This is a genomic window from Pseudomonas lactis, assembly GCF_001439845.1.
Lineage (GTDB): Bacteria > Pseudomonadota > Gammaproteobacteria > Pseudomonadales > Pseudomonadaceae > Aquipseudomonas > Aquipseudomonas lactis.
On sequence record NZ_JYLO01000027.1, the window covers coordinates 1 to 12,928 of the forward strand.

General features: G+C 56.2%; 25 protein-coding genes. 13 read left to right on the plus strand and 12 right to left on the minus strand.

The window, feature by feature from the left end; genetic code table 11:
- Nucleotides 1–49: 49 nt before the first annotated feature.
- From TX24_RS29740 to TX24_RS29780, 10 genes are all read right to left on the minus strand, one after another.
- The gene (locus TX24_RS29740; protein WP_057712053.1) at nt 50–238 is read right to left on the minus strand and encodes a DUF1382 family protein; all 189 of its coding nucleotides are present in this window, start codon (nt 236–238) and stop codon (nt 50–52) included.
- The gene (locus TX24_RS29745) at nt 235–741 is read right to left on the minus strand and encodes a hypothetical protein (protein WP_057712054.1); all 507 of its coding nucleotides are present in this window, start codon (nt 739–741) and stop codon (nt 235–237) included. The genes TX24_RS29740 and TX24_RS29745 overlap by 4 nt, the downstream gene beginning before the upstream one ends.
- Entirely contained in the window at nt 738–1,535 is a 798-nt protein-coding gene (locus TX24_RS29750; RefSeq protein ID WP_057712055.1) for a hypothetical protein, read from the minus strand. Before TX24_RS29750 ends, TX24_RS29745 begins: the two co-directional genes overlap by 4 nt.
- On the minus strand, nt 1,522–2,499 hold the full coding sequence (locus TX24_RS29755) for a hypothetical protein (RefSeq protein ID WP_057712056.1): 978 nt from the start codon (nt 2,497–2,499) through the stop codon (nt 1,522–1,524). The genes TX24_RS29750 and TX24_RS29755 overlap by 14 nt, the downstream gene beginning before the upstream one ends.
- 1 nt (nt 2,500) lies before the next feature.
- Nucleotides 2,501–3,358, minus strand: coding sequence for a ParB/RepB/Spo0J family partition protein (locus TX24_RS29760; protein WP_057712057.1), 858 nt, complete (start codon nt 3,356–3,358; stop codon nt 2,501–2,503).
- Nucleotides 3,359–3,394: 36 nt separating this feature from the next.
- Nucleotides 3,395–4,228, minus strand: coding sequence for a hypothetical protein (locus TX24_RS29765; RefSeq protein WP_057712058.1), 834 nt, complete (start codon nt 4,226–4,228; stop codon nt 3,395–3,397).
- The gene (locus TX24_RS32055) at nt 4,225–4,410 is read right to left on the minus strand and encodes a hypothetical protein (protein ID WP_157255580.1); all 186 of its coding nucleotides are present in this window, start codon (nt 4,408–4,410) and stop codon (nt 4,225–4,227) included. The genes TX24_RS29765 and TX24_RS32055 overlap by 4 nt, the downstream gene beginning before the upstream one ends.
- A gap of 4 nt (nt 4,411–4,414) precedes the next feature.
- Nucleotides 4,415–4,711, minus strand: coding sequence for a hypothetical protein (locus TX24_RS32060; protein ID WP_157255581.1), 297 nt, complete (start codon nt 4,709–4,711; stop codon nt 4,415–4,417).
- A complete protein-coding gene (locus TX24_RS29775; protein ID WP_057712060.1) occupies nt 4,711–5,133 on the minus strand; it encodes a phage regulatory CII family protein in 423 nt (140 codons plus the stop codon). Before TX24_RS29775 ends, TX24_RS32060 begins: the two co-directional genes overlap by 1 nt.
- Before the next feature lie 82 nt (nt 5,134–5,215).
- On the minus strand, nt 5,216–5,410 hold the full coding sequence (locus tag TX24_RS29780; RefSeq protein WP_057712072.1) for a Cro/CI family transcriptional regulator: 195 nt from the start codon (nt 5,408–5,410) through the stop codon (nt 5,216–5,218).
- A 116-nt stretch (nt 5,411–5,526) separates the two neighbouring features.
- Between TX24_RS29780 and TX24_RS29785 the strand changes: the two genes are divergently transcribed.
- From TX24_RS29785 to TX24_RS32065, 6 genes are all read left to right on the plus strand, one after another.
- A complete protein-coding gene (locus TX24_RS29785) occupies nt 5,527–6,330 on the plus strand; it encodes an XRE family transcriptional regulator (RefSeq protein ID WP_082628903.1) in 804 nt (267 codons plus the stop codon).
- Between the two features lie 3 nt (nt 6,331–6,333).
- A complete protein-coding gene (locus TX24_RS29790) occupies nt 6,334–6,573 on the plus strand; it encodes a hypothetical protein (RefSeq protein ID WP_057712061.1) in 240 nt (79 codons plus the stop codon).
- 55 nt (nt 6,574–6,628) lie between these two features.
- The gene (locus tag TX24_RS29795; RefSeq protein WP_157255582.1) at nt 6,629–6,958 is read left to right on the plus strand and encodes a hypothetical protein; all 330 of its coding nucleotides are present in this window, start codon (nt 6,629–6,631) and stop codon (nt 6,956–6,958) included.
- The gene (locus TX24_RS29800) at nt 6,951–7,391 is read left to right on the plus strand and encodes a hypothetical protein (RefSeq protein ID WP_157255583.1); all 441 of its coding nucleotides are present in this window, start codon (nt 6,951–6,953) and stop codon (nt 7,389–7,391) included. The genes TX24_RS29795 and TX24_RS29800 overlap by 8 nt, the downstream gene beginning before the upstream one ends.
- Nucleotides 7,392–7,516: 125 nt before the next feature.
- Nucleotides 7,517–8,308 (plus strand): hypothetical protein, encoded by a 792-nt coding sequence (locus TX24_RS29805; protein WP_057712064.1) that lies wholly within the window; start codon nt 7,517–7,519, stop codon nt 8,306–8,308.
- A 474-nt stretch (nt 8,309–8,782) separates the two neighbouring features.
- Nucleotides 8,783–8,956, plus strand: coding sequence for a hypothetical protein (locus TX24_RS32065; protein WP_157255584.1), 174 nt, complete (start codon nt 8,783–8,785; stop codon nt 8,954–8,956).
- On the opposite strand, the gene TX24_RS32070 is transcribed toward TX24_RS32065, so the two are convergent.
- Together TX24_RS32070 and TX24_RS29810 are read right to left on the minus strand one after the other, a co-directional pair.
- The gene (locus tag TX24_RS32070; protein WP_167348440.1) at nt 8,946–9,140 is read right to left on the minus strand and encodes a hypothetical protein; all 195 of its coding nucleotides are present in this window, start codon (nt 9,138–9,140) and stop codon (nt 8,946–8,948) included. The two genes, TX24_RS32065 and TX24_RS32070, sit on opposite strands and share 11 nt — an antisense overlap.
- A gap of 298 nt (nt 9,141–9,438) precedes the next feature.
- The gene (locus TX24_RS29810; protein WP_057712065.1) at nt 9,439–9,720 is read right to left on the minus strand and encodes a hypothetical protein; all 282 of its coding nucleotides are present in this window, start codon (nt 9,718–9,720) and stop codon (nt 9,439–9,441) included.
- Nucleotides 9,721–9,936: 216 nt separating this feature from the next.
- Here TX24_RS29810 and TX24_RS29815 point away from each other — a divergent pair, with 216 nt between their 5' ends.
- The 7 genes from TX24_RS29815 to TX24_RS29840 all read left to right on the plus strand — a co-directional run bounded on the left by TX24_RS29815 (nt 9,937) and on the right by TX24_RS29840 (nt 12,879).
- Nucleotides 9,937–10,170, plus strand: coding sequence for a hypothetical protein (locus tag TX24_RS29815; protein ID WP_057712066.1), 234 nt, complete (start codon nt 9,937–9,939; stop codon nt 10,168–10,170).
- The gene (locus TX24_RS29820; protein ID WP_244175960.1) at nt 10,157–10,774 is read left to right on the plus strand and encodes a hypothetical protein; all 618 of its coding nucleotides are present in this window, start codon (nt 10,157–10,159) and stop codon (nt 10,772–10,774) included. Before TX24_RS29815 ends, TX24_RS29820 begins: the two co-directional genes overlap by 14 nt.
- Nucleotides 10,775–10,922: 148 nt before the next feature.
- Nucleotides 10,923–11,192: a hypothetical protein gene (locus TX24_RS29825; RefSeq protein WP_157255586.1), complete on the plus strand. Its 270-nt coding sequence runs from the start codon at nt 10,923–10,925 to the stop codon at nt 11,190–11,192.
- 28 nt (nt 11,193–11,220) lie between these two features.
- Complete coding sequence (locus TX24_RS29830) at nt 11,221–12,048, plus strand: hypothetical protein (protein WP_057712069.1); 828 nt, start codon at nt 11,221–11,223, stop codon at nt 12,046–12,048.
- Nucleotides 12,049–12,069: 21 nt separating this feature from the next.
- Entirely contained in the window at nt 12,070–12,270 is a 201-nt protein-coding gene (locus TX24_RS32075) for a hypothetical protein (protein WP_157255587.1), read from the plus strand.
- Nucleotides 12,242–12,667, plus strand: coding sequence for a hypothetical protein (locus tag TX24_RS29835; RefSeq protein WP_057712070.1), 426 nt, complete (start codon nt 12,242–12,244; stop codon nt 12,665–12,667). The genes TX24_RS32075 and TX24_RS29835 overlap by 29 nt, the downstream gene beginning before the upstream one ends.
- The gene (locus TX24_RS29840; RefSeq protein WP_057712071.1) at nt 12,664–12,879 is read left to right on the plus strand and encodes a hypothetical protein; all 216 of its coding nucleotides are present in this window, start codon (nt 12,664–12,666) and stop codon (nt 12,877–12,879) included. Before TX24_RS29835 ends, TX24_RS29840 begins: the two co-directional genes overlap by 4 nt.
- Nucleotides 12,880–12,928: the final 49 nt, after the last annotated feature.

A 12,928-nucleotide genomic window follows, 5' to 3' on the forward strand; every position in this document is an offset into this window, starting at 1 on the left:
ACGCAATAGTCCTGGCGGTCTACCAGCCATTCTTCTTTGGTGTGATTGCTCATGTCCGCTGCTCCGCTGCTTCTGCGATCAATGCCATGCGCTCAAAGCGCTCAGCGGCCTGGCTGGCGAGATTGGCCATGTCCGCCTCATCCACCACCGGCATGCACACGAAACGAATACCGTGCTTGACCATGGTGTTCGCCATCTCAAGGGATTGGCGTAGCTGTGCTGGGTTTGCTCGTTTCATTGCGAGATCCCCTTCAGCAGCTCCTGCAACTGCTTCAGCTTGCCCACGGCAGCGGCATTGGTTTCGCGCTCAGCCTCAACCGACAGCGCCACTTCTTCGATGCGGCCGGCCAGCGTCTTCAAGCGCTGACCAATCTCATCGGCCAAGCTGACCACCTCGACCGACAAGCCGGCGAGAACATCCAGGGCGCCGGCCTCTGGCTTCTTGGTCGAAACAACTGCCTGCTTGGCTACCTGGGTCACGGTCTGCTCCTTTTTGGGTTTAGGGGTTGCTGCGTCACGCTGAAACTTGCCGCCGACTGGCTCGCGGATCAGGCCCGCTTCCTTGAGTTCGCCCAGGGCGCGGCGGATGGCGTAAGGCGATGCGTTGGTGGCCTTGGCTGTCGATACCGCGCCGTGGATTTCGTGGTTGCTCCAGCTCGTTTGGATTGGGACGTAGCCGAAAACCTTCTTAGCTATTGAGGACTGCCCGGCGAGCACCTGTTGCTGTCTGGCTTCATTCATTGCGGCGCCCTCTCCTGCTCCAAGTCCCGCGCCTGCTTCAGCAGCAGCGCCCGGCGATCTGCCAACTCATTGGCCGCGTCTATCCGCATTTCATCCTTCCTTTCAGCACTGGCAGCGCGCATTTCCAGCATCGAATCCTTCACCATCTGCAACTTTTCGCGCAGCGCTGGAGCCGGCCGGGTAACGGCGCCAGTGATCAGGCCAGCCAGGGCGCGCCCATCCTCGGTGATCGGCTCAACGCTCAGGTCTGCCAGGTACTTCTGGCCGTGTTCGCTGGGAATGCGCTTCAACTCCAGAGCCTTGGTGACAGCCTGGATGCGACGACCAGCGTCAAATCCCACGGAGACATGCCAATTCACCGGCTTCGTGTCCTGGCGGGCCTGGCCGACAAACCGCTCGTAAGCGCTGATGAACGCCATGCGCGCACCGATCTTGTCGCCGGCGTCGAGGACCGGTTTAGCGGCGGCCAGGGCCAGCTGGATTTCGTCGGTCAGCACCACGGTTTCGAATTCGTCGTTGGTGGTCATTGCGATGGCCCAAGCCTCGTCCTTGCCCGGGCGACCGTCGGAGGCCTGGACGCGCTGGAGGATGTCAGCCATAGCCAGCTTGCCTTTCACCTCGAAGCGGCAGGCCTTCAACGCGGCTTTGACCGCTGGCACCGGATAGGCGCACAGGTCTTCGGCCATCATTGCGGCGGTCCCCGGGTTCATTTCCTGGCCCATGGCCTCGGCTGTGGCGCAGATGGCGGCGGCCAGCCCGGCAACCTGCTGGTCGTTCATTTCAGAGGTATTCATTGCGGTCACCTGCTTGGCGTTTGGCCAGAACCATCTGGGCGGCCTGCTCCGCTGCGGAGTGGTTCGCCTCTGTCCGCTCCATCTGGCGAGCAGTTGTGCCGTTGATGCGCTGCCCGGTTACCCACTGGGTGTGATAGCTCTCGGCGTTGGCCAGCAGCTCGTTGAGGCTGTGGCACTTGCGCAGCACAGCGGCGTCGCTGGTTTTCAGGAAGTGGGCGGCGACGTGGTGAGCTACATCGGCGCCGAGGCGGTCGACCAACTGTCCGAGCTGGCCACCGACCTTGGCATTCCACACAGGCCAGGCGCTGTAGCGCTTGCGGTAAGCCATGGCGTAGTTCGCCCAGACCTTGAAGGTTTTGCAGGTCTGGTCTTTGGGGCCCGGCATGTCGGCGGGGATTTCGACGCGGGGCGCTTCGGCACGATCAACCACCAGCACCAGCGCGCCGGACTGGATCGGCTTGTCCGAGCCTTCCGGAAAGCTGTGACTGGTATCCTGATTGGTATCCTGATTACTGGTATCTTGATTTGTCGGAGATTTATCCGACCCTTGCTCGGATTTTTTTCCGACCTTGCTCGGAGATTTATCCGAGGTAGATCGGATTTTTTTCCGACCCTTTGAGGTTGGAGTGGTCGGATATTTTTCCGAACCGTCTTCTTTCTTGTTCCACTCGGCGGCCTTCTTGGTGAGGCGGAACAACGTGATGTTTGCGGTGCTTGACAGATCAATCAAGCCCGCCTCCTCCAAGGCTTTCAGCATGCGGTAAGCGGTATCGGGCTTGTCGGTCAGCAGAGGCAATTCTTCTACGATCTTCGCTTTGCTTAACGCGAAGAAAATGCCGTTTTCGGTTTTGACTGGAGTAGTCCAGCTTGGGCATGAGTAGACGAAAGCGAACAAGAGCGCTTGCTGGGAGTTCAGGCCCCACTCAAGCGACTTAACTTGGTTAATAGATAGTGTGAACTGCATGTCAGGCCTCCACCGCGCTAGCGATATCTGAGAGGCCTTGCAGCACCGGAAGAATGGCGGAAAGTCGCGCCTGAATGGTCGCGTCTGCCTCGATCAGGTCAGATAGAAACTGACCAGCAAAGCTAGGCACACCAACCTCGCTGCGCTCGACGTAGCGGCCTATCAGTTCAACCTGGGTAATTACGCTGAGGATCAGGTCAGATGCGCGAGCCTGCTCCTTAGGCGGCGCCTTGGCGGCCTTGGAGGCCTGCTGAATCGACTTCTTGTCTCCGGCCGCCACAGAGGCCTGCTGGTCCTTTGGCAGCACCAACAGCGCCAAGGCACCAGATACAGAGGCGCGCCCCTCATCCATTGCCTGAACAAGCTCGGGTGCGGCCTCGTTAGCTACGCGCTTGGCCTGCTCGTAGGTCTTTCCATTGCCGAACCCCGCCGCTTTCGCGGCAATATCCCTAGTTTTACCCTCGATCAAGGTGGAATTTTTTCCCTCTTGATCCTCTGTTGCGACCCCTTTCCTGTCACCACCATGGCGCTCGCCCAGCTCTAGCTCAATCGCCTCGCCAATGGCAACGCGCTCGGACGGGGTGAAGTCCTTGCGGAATTCATTCTCGGCCAGCTCGCCTTGCAAGATTGAATCGAGGTGAACGGTGCGGACTGGAATCTTTTCCCAGCCGAGGGATAGGCAGGCACGCAGGCGGCGCTCACCAAAAACGAGGCGATACCCGGAGTCGATGCCGATTGGCTGCAAGAGCCCAATCTCTGAAATGCTTGCGGCCAGGCTTTCAATGTCGCCGAAGTCCTTGCGGAATCGATTCGCGACCTTGATCAGGGATGCCTGGCACTGAATGATTTGATCGGCCATTTTTTGACAGGGGACGGTTTCCCGCCCCCATCCTATTTAGATGAAGGTCGGGAAGGTGTCGTCGACTCGCATAACGTTGGTCGCGTGCTTGATAGGCTTGCCACGCAGCTCTGCGTTCCAGGTGCGAATCAGGGCTCCAATGACTTGGCTTCGGTGGATCGGGCGACGGTCAACAGATGCGGCAAAGCAGCGATTCCGCAGATACAGCAGGTTGTCGTTGACGCCCTCAACGGCCCCCACCATGAATCGCTCAAGGAATCGCTCAGCCAAGGGCTGGTTGCGCTGGCTTGCGTAGAAATAGAACATCGCCGCAATGGATCGTGGGACGGGAGATTGCCGAGGAAGGGTTTGACCGTATTCGGCGGCGGCGATCAGCAGCGGGTTGCGTTTAACGAACTCCAGAACATCTGTCTTCTCTGCTTTACCGGGAAAACCAAACTGCTCTTTCTCGTAATCAATGACCCATGTGGTGGCAGTCGCCAGCATCTTGCAGGTCTCAACGGGGAGACCCAGCTGAACGAACAACACATCAGACTTCTGACGGCCTTTGCCGCTGTCGAGTACGTCGAAAATGCTTTCGTCAAACCCTCGCATTACGACGCAAGTGACGGTGATGCCGGATTGAAGAATGGCATGTAGGCGGTGCTGACCATCCAGCAGGCTGCCACCCTTTGAGAAGCGGATCGGGTCGCCGGTCATCTTCCAGCCGCCATCCCGGATCGCTTTTTCGAGCTTCGCGACATGCGCCATGCTTGCCGCGCGATTTCCAGTGTTACGCTCAAGCCACGCACGAGCGATCTCAGGCGTAACCTGCTCGACGGTAATTGCTGGACCGTTTACGCTGATGGCGTTTTGGGTTAAATTGCTCATGTAGATTTTCCTTTAGTGTCGCAATCAGCCAGGCCGTGAACCTGGCTTTTTTGCGCCCGCAATTTGCGGCTGGGGTTTTGCGCCACGTTTTGCTGAATTGAAAAACGTGGCGCGGTATAGGTGTCCGGCGCATCCGTGGTAGCTTTTTGCTTCCACACGAAAAGGCCTAGGAGGCCGGACATGTCTTTAATCGATACCCAAAACTTCAACATCACCTGCGGCGAGTGCGCCCACCAATTCTCTCAGTCGGTCGGTGATCTGAAGCTCAATGACCGAATGACCATCTGTCCCGAATGCGGGAATAGCCACCAACTCGACAAAGCCGGGTTTGAGGCTGCCGTCGCTGAGGGTGAAAAGCAGATCGAGGACCTTCAAGCGAAGGTGAGGAGCGTCGGCGAGAACCTGTTCAAGGGTGGCAACTAGCCCCTCAAGCTCAGAGAGGCCCGGCTCAGCATTTAGTTGAAGTTTCAGTTCGGCTTTCATTAGGCAACCTTCACGGAGGCTTTCAGCTGCGCCAAAGCGCTTTCGGCGTGGTCGATCTCGCGAAGAATCCGGGCGCGATCAACCTGGTCTACTCGACCATCAGCCATCGCCGCATGCGTCTCGACGGTGACTTCTGCAAACTCCAGGGTTGCGCGCCCTAGCGCGTCATGAATGTCGATAGCCTTGGGCTGGTCAGTCTTCACGATCGAATAGCCGAACTCGCCAGCCAGCGCAGCCAGTGGCCGCATGTCCTCGGTATGCAGCAGCAAGGAATACAGGTGCTTCACGTTGAACCAGGCGCCGTCGTAGTTCGCGTTGGCGCGCTGGAGCAAGCTCACCGGCGGCATGCTCATCAGCGTCGCGAGATTCTTGGTGTTCGCCTCTTCGACAGAGGTGTCGCAAGCCCTCAGAAAATCCTGCATACCTAAAACCTCGAATTTCTTTACGTGGCGCCCTGCAGGTGCAGAGGCGATCATTTGCTCAATGGAACGGCGGACAGGGATGTCAGGCGGACTTCCTGGCCGGAATTGGCCTTGTCTCGCTGGCCTCAATGGCGCCGTCGTCGTGGATCGTTATGGAGATATTTCGGCCGGATCTGAACATCTGAGAAACAGCGCTCTGCTGGATGCCCAGCCCCTTGGCGAGATCGCTTTGGGTGCCGTGCGACAACAGGTATTCCCCAAGGGTTACAGTCTTCATGGGTAGTAACTCGGTTTGGATATGGTCAGATATTAGCACTGCTGTTTCATATAAAACAAGGGAATGATCAGCAGTGCTGTTTGCTTAAAAAGCAGCCCTGCTACTAAATCGCACGCATGAAAAAACCTGTACGCACTCCTCTCGATGAGGAGCAATTAGCCGACGCAAAGCGCCTGAGTGAAATTTACAAGCGCAGAGTTCGCGAAGCCAAAGATGGCGGCGGCAAGGCCATCAGCCAAATGGAGGTAGGGCTGCGTTGTGGGTGGAATTCGCCACAAAGCACCGTAAGCCAGTACATGACCGGCAAGGTGGCCCTCAATCTTGATGCACTGGTGAAACTATCGGACGCCCTAGATTTTGAGCCTTACGAGGTCAGTCCGACCCTAGCATCAGGAATTCGGCGAGCTGCGCCAGCTCAGTCGAAAGCTGATCCGCTTAAAAAAGATGCGGCCAACACCCCATTTCCTGTCGGCGAGGATGAGGGGGTCATTGATGATCGCTACGCCTTCATTCCTCAATACGACGCTAGGGCGGCCGCAGGCATTGGTCATGACAATCCGCACGTCGAGGTAAAGTCCACCCTGGCCTTCAAGCGTGATTGGCTGCGCCTAAAGGGCGCAAACCCCACAAGCCTGATCGTTATCTATGCCGATGGCGAGAGCATGTGGCCAACAATTGATGATCATGATGTGCTGCTGCTGGACACGTCCAAGACCGATCCGGCGGATGGCCATGTCTTTGTTCTGGCAAGCACGGACAAAGGAACAATCGTCAAGCGCCTCATAAAGCACGGGGCCTCCTGGATCATCCAGAGCGACAACCCTGACGAAAATAAATATCCCGATATCGTGCTGCCTGATGGCGAGATTAATGAGCACCGGATTATCGGTCGCGTAATTTGGCGCGGCGGGGACTTGTAACCCATGCCCCTCACCAAACCCAATCAGCAGCTGCGCCGCGACCTTAAAGAGGCTGCGGCCCTGCTCAAGTGGGCGGGCGTTGATCTGATGCAGGCTGCCGTGCGGCTGTCCGAGGCAGGCCAGGAAGGCGAAGCCAGGGAGCTACTGAAGATTGCAGCGAGCTACCAGGATGCAGAGGACAAGCTGGCGGGTTATGCGGATGAGGTGAAGGCAGGAAGGATTGTGCGAGCCAATCCTGAATAGTGATGTTGGAAGAATTTTAGAATTTCGATTGAGCGCACAGCGCACGGAGATGGAAGTGAGCCAACCCACAAACACGACGATAATCCCGCACGTTCAAGCGGGAAGCTATATGGATGAGCAGGTTGATCAGTTCGATGCTTTCGCTATCAGCTGGAATGAACAGGATGCGGTCCATCTAACTTTCGGCAGAACCTCCCTTCTCGTCAAAACGTCCAAAATTGTGAACTATGCAGAAAGACCCGCCGAGATCGAAACAGGAGAGGCGGAATTGTTCCGCTTGGATGTCGGCGCCGTGACTATGCCTATCGAGACAGCTCGATCTCTAGCGAAAACCCTATCTCGAATGGTCGAGCAATTCGATTCTCGGAAATCGGAAAATGACTAGACTGAATGCGGTTCTGGACTCCAAGGGCCACATCGTCCCGGTAAGGAAAGGTGACAGAAGCTCCGACACCGGCAATACTGGTGGAGAAGAACCTCCAGGAGAGCATCCAATGGAAGCGCGCGTAGCGAACCTTGAAAAATCTATCCCAGAAATACGGGAGGCGCTTGCACGCATTGAAACAACTCTGGGCTCATTCGATAAACATGTGTTCCCGAACCTGGCTACGAAGGCAGACCTTGCCTTATTGGCCTCAAAGGATGACCTTGCGGGCTATGTAAGGGCTAGCGGCAAGGACGTTCAGGACCTAGCTGTCAGCTTTCAAAAATCAATCACTGATGTCCAAAAGACTATCAATGAGCAAACCTGGAAATATATAGGTCTTGCAGGAGTGCTGGCCGGGCTAGCCTTTACTGCCGCCAAGTTCATCCAGTAGCAGTTCCTCCGTACCAAAGCCCGGCCCAGCGCCGGGCTTCTTGTATCTGCCCTTTCCTGCCACTCAGATGGTGGCTGTACGCCACGAGTGGTAAAGTGCTGGCTCAATTACGGGAGTGGTTAGCAATGGAAGAAAAGGCATGCCCTTACTGCGCAGAAACAATCAAGGCAGAAGCGATTCGGTGCAGACATTGCCAGGCCGACCTAACAACTTCAGCCTCAGTCCAGACTGCTAAGCCTGGATCGTGGGGCAAGATACTGCTATGGATAGTGCTGACCCCAATAATCGCATTTGGCGCCCTGATGATATTTGGCGCGATGTCCGATAGATCCTCTCTGCAATCTGGTAACTCAGCGTCGCCATCGACGCCGAGAGCCGACCAGCAAGTTTGGCTGGACTCATCAGCTATCGGCTGCATGACCGGAAGTGACCTAGATAGAGCTCTTGACCACTACGCCAGAGCTGAATACACGGCCTGGGCGGAGATCACTGGGTCCAGATACTGCTTCCATCAGAGCAATGTCAGCTCTGACATATCATGGACGGTAATGCAGGTCCGCGGCGACCACATGCAGATCGGCCTGAAGCTCGCCTCGGAGTATAGTAAAAGCCCAGAGCTCGGGAGGATCAACTATTGGACGCTGACCAAGTGGGCCGTTTTTTCCAAGCCGCCAAGCGTTGCTGGCGATCCGGCAACACCTAAAGCTAAATCGCCAACCTTGAAGGTGGGGAGCAAATCCAAGCCAGCTACATTCGCGGCGCCCATCCGCGCAACCGCAGACCCATCGACCTCGATAAAACGCGGAGTCAAGATTGGCGCTGTCGTTCAGGTCTATCAGCTGGAAGCAGGGATGGTTCGAATATCTAAAGACGGCCAGCCTCCGGAGTGGATAGTCCCTGAAATGCTTGAGTGGTAGCCGCCACCCAGGAAACAAAGCCCGCCACTCAGCGGGCTTTTTTTATGCCCGCAATAAAATATATCAGCAGTGCTGTTGACTCATTAATAACAGCAGTGCTACTTTTAACCCATCGCAGCGACACACAGCCACTGCGAAGGGCCCTCGGCCTGAACCGCTCTTTAAAAATTCAGAAGACGATCCCGCTGCGGAAATAACAGCGGGGCCGCCTGTCCGGCAAGGACATGGAGGGCCGATGCAAAGGCTCTGTCAAAAACTAACTATTAAGCCGCTACGCCTCTACTGGGGACCGGCGATCTGATCTGACCTACCGCCTGGGGAGTGACTTGGGTGCTGGAAGGAAACGCAGGGAGAACCTGCGGCGGATCGAGGGATACCGAACTGGCGAATGATCCAGATATGCGTAGCGAGACAGATTTCCTCGATGCCCTTCTCACGAGGGGTATCAGGGAAATCAAACAGGAGAGTTAGCAGATGAAGATTGAAGGATTGACGATTGAAGTAATTCCAAAGCCAGGCACCGACGAGTTTGATCAGTTGGCCAAGCAGTTCGCCGAATCTGCTTACCGGCACTTTGTTGAGTTGTGGCGACAAGGTGCTGAGCAGGACCCAGCCGCCACTTACCCTCAGTTCCTGGCTACTGAATGATCTCGACCTGGTTTGCTCTCGGCACCTGAGGCGGCTCAAAAGGCTTTGCAAACACCGAATGGATGTTCCCGCAGTCGCCACAGCTTGCAATCAGGATGTTCTTATTTGTCGGAGCGGTCTGGATGGCGATCTTGGTCAATCCTTCCACTCCGCATGCTGAGCATTTCGGTTTAGCAATTTCCATGTTGTTGCCTCAACGGTTGTAGGGACTTGAGAGGCTACCACGGCCCGGCGTGGGTAAATATCCGGGCACCAAATTCAAGTCGGATGCTCTCCAGGTGGCCCTACTCAGGACCACGCGGAAAGCAGGAGAGTGAGATGAACGAAGAACAGATTGAACGATTTCGCCAGATCGTTCAGGAGATAGCGACGGACGAAAGCGTCACTTTTGATGAGGCTTTCTCCATCGCTTCAAACCACCTGGCCTACTGGGTGAGCGAAATGCCTAAAGGCAGAGCGTTCGCTGGGGGCGGTAGCTCGTCTCAGGCTGGTCGAAGCCAGCCAGACCAGTCGCTTGACTCAGAGACAAACACTGAAGGATCGGCCGGGTAGGAGAAGGGGGCGGCAATAGTCTTAACTTTCTCCCTCAGCTCATAGGTTCCCAGCGAGCTTGCTCCGTAGTAGGTGCCAGGCGGCATCCTAAGAACCCCATTATCCCCTTGAACCGTCCTCTTGAGGCCAAGCGCTTCCAGCGCCTTATGTAGGTCTGCGTATTCCTCGCTGTCAGCCTTGAAAATCTCAACCCGCACCATGTAATTCGCCATTACTACATTCCTTGTTTCGACTGTGGAAGTCGAAGCATATGGATTTCCCTCGACTGTGGAAAGCGAGGAAACAGGGAGCCTGCCCCTGTAAAAACAGGCGACCACATTGATTCAAGCCGGTGACCGACGCCAGTAGCGGGTCACGGCTCACAGATTTCCTCGATGACCTTGGCGACAGGGTCATCCGGAAAATCAAACAAGCAAGGAGATACAAAGATGGGCAGACAGGTAACGGTGAGCTTGGTGCCGCTGCTGAAAGCAGGTTGCACGCTCAGCATGCATAAAGGCCATGACGAAACATGGCTGCGAGTGGTGATGCCAGACGGCGGTCACTTCAACAGTGATGCCGAGGACTGCCTCAGCTTCGACTGCCGGAGCATTGAACACTCCACCAATGCATGGATGGAGAAGTGGCTTATCGCAAACGGCGTGCCTTATGCGCATGGCTGATCCGAATATTCCTGATGCCGCTTCTATGAGGCGGCATTGGAAATCCAAGGAGACCACCGAAATGCTCAACATCAATGAAGACGATCTGAAAACCGCAATCGTAGCCAAGGTATCTGATGAACTGCTGCGCGATACCGATGACCTTTCCGGCATGGTCGCTGCGGAACTGAAGAAGCGCATCGACAAGATCTTCAACGAGCGTGTGACAGCGCAAATTGAGGCGGCAATCAACGAAACCATCAACGGTTCCTTTGAGCGCGAGTATCGCCGGGTAAATACCTGGGGCGAGCCAGAAGGTCCGGCCACAACAATTCGCAAAGAGCTGGAAAAGACCGTGAACGCTTACTGGTCTGCGAAGGTTGAGCCGCGCACAGGCAAGGCCGCGACGAGCGACTACAACACGGTCACCCGTGCCGAATACATCATGACTCAGGTCTGCGCCGAAGACTTCACGAAGGAAATGACCCAGAGCGTGCGGAATGTGTCGGGCGCACTGAAGGATGGCCTTCGCATCCAATTGGCAAAACAGATGGACGCCATGCTGGACGGCCTCTTTCACATCAAAAGCCTGCAAGACCAAGGCAAGGTTGAAAAGCCGTACTGAACAACCAGCGCCATGACAGCCGGGAAAGACCGGCACCTCCCCTTCCCCACCTCTATTACGTCAGCACTCCTCCCCCGCGCCCATCGGCAACCAGCGGGAGGCATGAGTGTTGACGAATACAGGTGAACCAACCACTGAGGAATCAGAAATGCGACCAGTTATGACCATGGCCCCCATCTGGGAAGGCAATAAGAAAACCGGCTTCAAGGATCTTCGAGAAGGCCGCTTCCACCAATGGGCAGGCGAATACGAAGAGTTCGAGTCGGGCCCAGGCAACTACACCGTTGCACTGGTTGAGTATTCGGACGGCTCCATCGGCACGGTAATGCCTGATTGCATTCGGTTCCTCGATGGCGAAGAAGCCAAATCGGCGCTGATAGATGAAGCCATTGCAAGCATGTGCAGCCATACGCTCTAACCGGGTGAACCAACGAACGGAGAGAGTCATGATCGACATCAAATACACCGACGACGGCAAGAAGGTTCTTGTCGTTGGCAAGCTGAATGCCCAACAAACGATCGTCCAAGAGATCTTCGTCAGCGCCGGTCAGGAAGTCCCGAGCGGCGAAAACTTCGTGGTGAAAAGTCTCCACGACGCGCCGGCTGAGTCGTGGAAGGAAAAGAACCTGCGCGAACTTGAGGCGCGCTACGAAAGTGATCGCAAAAAGCTCCAGGGGCAGATCGACGATCAAGAACGGCGTCTCTGCCTAGAGCGTGACAAGGCGAAATTGCAAACCAGTGCGCTCTTGCAGTTCGTGAAGAGCTCCGATGAAAGCCAGCTCGAAACCCTGAAGAACTTCATGTCTGGCCAAATCACTCACCTTTTCGTCGCTGGGTACTACCCGGAGATCATCAGCTGGACCGACAGCAACAAGGTCTATGACGCCGACTCTTTCTACCACCATGCTCGCCTTGAAGGCATCAAGCTTGTATCCCTGATGGGCAAGTCTGATGGCGACCTGAGCTATCGACTGCACGAATACCGCGACGGTAGCGGGAGCAGCAAGACCATTTATCCCTGCACAAGTTACGAAGCGGCCTTGGTTATGGCCCAGGCCCAGCTTGATGAGGATAGCGTCCCGTACGTTGCTGGCGATCACCAGTACTTCAATGTCCCTGAATGGCAAAAGATCGAAGGCATCGTAATTCCTTCCGCCGTCATCGAAAGATACGAAGCGTTGGCCGATGAAGCCAGAGTCAAGCGTATTGAAACGATCAAAAAAGAGCTTGCCGATCTTGAGGCTAAAGCGCCAACCAAGACCAAGTCCGCCTAACCCAAAACACTGGAGGTCGCCATGGCCGAAGAGCTTGTCGCTCACGTTTGCAAGATCTGCGGCAGTGCCTGGCCAAAACGGAAGAAGGCAAAGCTGCACGTAAACCTTAAACACTTCAACCGCGTCACCGCCCGGCACGGGCCGGGGCAGCATGTCTCTTACCTGTGGCTGGAACTTGAACGCTGGAGGCAGCATGAACGCAACAGCGCTTGCACAAAGTGAATTTGATAATCGTCTGCCGCCTCCAGTCAGCGAAAGCCCACTGGAACTGGCGCGCGCTGAATGGCTGTACAACGCCACCGAGCAGCTGGTGCGCTTCGGTCAGGATGTGAAGTTCCAGAGGCGCCTGCGTAGGCCTCAGGTCGTCACGGTCGCTGAACTGGCACTGGCGGCGGACGAACTGGCGAACGCCCGGCAGGCGGACTGTGATGTGGGCACACCGGCACTTGGCTGGATGCTGATCGCCAACAACTGCGGGCGCGCTGACAAAGATTCCGTATCCCAGTTGCTGGGCTACAGCGATCACCCCTTCGGCAAGCTTGGCGAAATTGCAGAGGCGCTACTCCGGCCCCTTGCTGACGATGCACTGGCCGCCCAGGCCGAGGACGACGAACTATGAACACCCATACCGCCCTCGCCCGCCTGGGCCTGGAAATCGCCAAGATGAAGAAGTCTTGCACCCCGGTACCAGACCGCACCTTCGTGATGGGCATGATCGAAATGGCCGAGTTCGCTGACCTGGTCGATTCCCCTACCGCCAACCGTTACCGCGATGCGCTGGACGCCAAGTTCGTCGAGCGCAACGAGCAGCTCAAGAGGGCCGCAGCATGAGTACCGCACCGGTTAAATCACTGATCGACGAGCAGATCGCCGAGATCGA

Coding starts and splice junctions, on each gene's coding strand:
- TX24_RS29780 (WP_057712072.1), bottom strand. CDS start 5,410: ATGAAGACTGTAACCCTTGGGGAATACCTGTTGTCGCACGGCACCCAA.
- TX24_RS29805 (WP_057712064.1), top strand. CDS start 7,517: ATGGAAGAAAAGGCATGCCCTTACTGCGCAGAAACAATCAAGGCAGAA.
- TX24_RS29750 (WP_057712055.1), bottom strand. CDS start 1,535: ATGAATACCTCTGAAATGAACGACCAGCAGGTTGCCGGGCTGGCCGCC.
- TX24_RS29765 (WP_057712058.1), bottom strand. CDS start 4,228: ATGAGCAATTTAACCCAAAACGCCATCAGCGTAAACGGTCCAGCAATT.
- TX24_RS29815 (WP_057712066.1), top strand. CDS start 9,937: ATGGGCAGACAGGTAACGGTGAGCTTGGTGCCGCTGCTGAAAGCAGGT.
- TX24_RS29745 (WP_057712054.1), bottom strand. CDS start 741: ATGAATGAAGCCAGACAGCAACAGGTGCTCGCCGGGCAGTCCTCAATA.
- TX24_RS32075 (WP_157255587.1), top strand. CDS start 12,070: ATGGCCGAAGAGCTTGTCGCTCACGTTTGCAAGATCTGCGGCAGTGCC.
- TX24_RS29740 (WP_057712053.1), bottom strand. CDS start 238: ATGAAACGAGCAAACCCAGCACAGCTACGCCAATCCCTTGAGATGGCG.
- TX24_RS32055 (WP_157255580.1), bottom strand. CDS start 4,410: ATGTCCGGCCTCCTAGGCCTTTTCGTGTGGAAGCAAAAAGCTACCACG.
- TX24_RS29820 (WP_244175960.1), top strand. CDS start 10,157: ATGCGCATGGCTGATCCGAATATTCCTGATGCCGCTTCTATGAGGCGG.
- TX24_RS29830 (WP_057712069.1), top strand. CDS start 11,221: ATGATCGACATCAAATACACCGACGACGGCAAGAAGGTTCTTGTCGTT.
- TX24_RS29785 (WP_082628903.1), top strand. CDS start 5,527: ATGAAAAAACCTGTACGCACTCCTCTCGATGAGGAGCAATTAGCCGAC.
- TX24_RS29760 (WP_057712057.1), bottom strand. CDS start 3,358: ATGGCCGATCAAATCATTCAGTGCCAGGCATCCCTGATCAAGGTCGCG.
- TX24_RS29840 (WP_057712071.1), top strand. CDS start 12,664: ATGAACACCCATACCGCCCTCGCCCGCCTGGGCCTGGAAATCGCCAAG.
- TX24_RS29800 (WP_157255583.1), top strand. CDS start 6,951: ATGACTAGACTGAATGCGGTTCTGGACTCCAAGGGCCACATCGTCCCG.
- TX24_RS32060 (WP_157255581.1), bottom strand. CDS start 4,711: ATGAAAGCCGAACTGAAACTTCAACTAAATGCTGAGCCGGGCCTCTCT.
- TX24_RS32070 (WP_167348440.1), bottom strand. CDS start 9,140: ATGGAAATTGCTAAACCGAAATGCTCAGCATGCGGAGTGGAAGGATTG.
- TX24_RS29810 (WP_057712065.1), bottom strand. CDS start 9,720: ATGGCGAATTACATGGTGCGGGTTGAGATTTTCAAGGCTGACAGCGAG.
- TX24_RS29755 (WP_057712056.1), bottom strand. CDS start 2,499: ATGCAGTTCACACTATCTATTAACCAAGTTAAGTCGCTTGAGTGGGGC.
- TX24_RS29775 (WP_057712060.1), bottom strand. CDS start 5,133: ATGCAGGATTTTCTGAGGGCTTGCGACACCTCTGTCGAAGAGGCGAAC.
- TX24_RS29790 (WP_057712061.1), top strand. CDS start 6,334: ATGCCCCTCACCAAACCCAATCAGCAGCTGCGCCGCGACCTTAAAGAG.
- TX24_RS29825 (WP_157255586.1), top strand. CDS start 10,923: ATGCGACCAGTTATGACCATGGCCCCCATCTGGGAAGGCAATAAGAAA.
- TX24_RS29835 (WP_057712070.1), top strand. CDS start 12,242: ATGAACGCAACAGCGCTTGCACAAAGTGAATTTGATAATCGTCTGCCG.
- TX24_RS32065 (WP_157255584.1), top strand. CDS start 8,783: ATGAAGATTGAAGGATTGACGATTGAAGTAATTCCAAAGCCAGGCACC.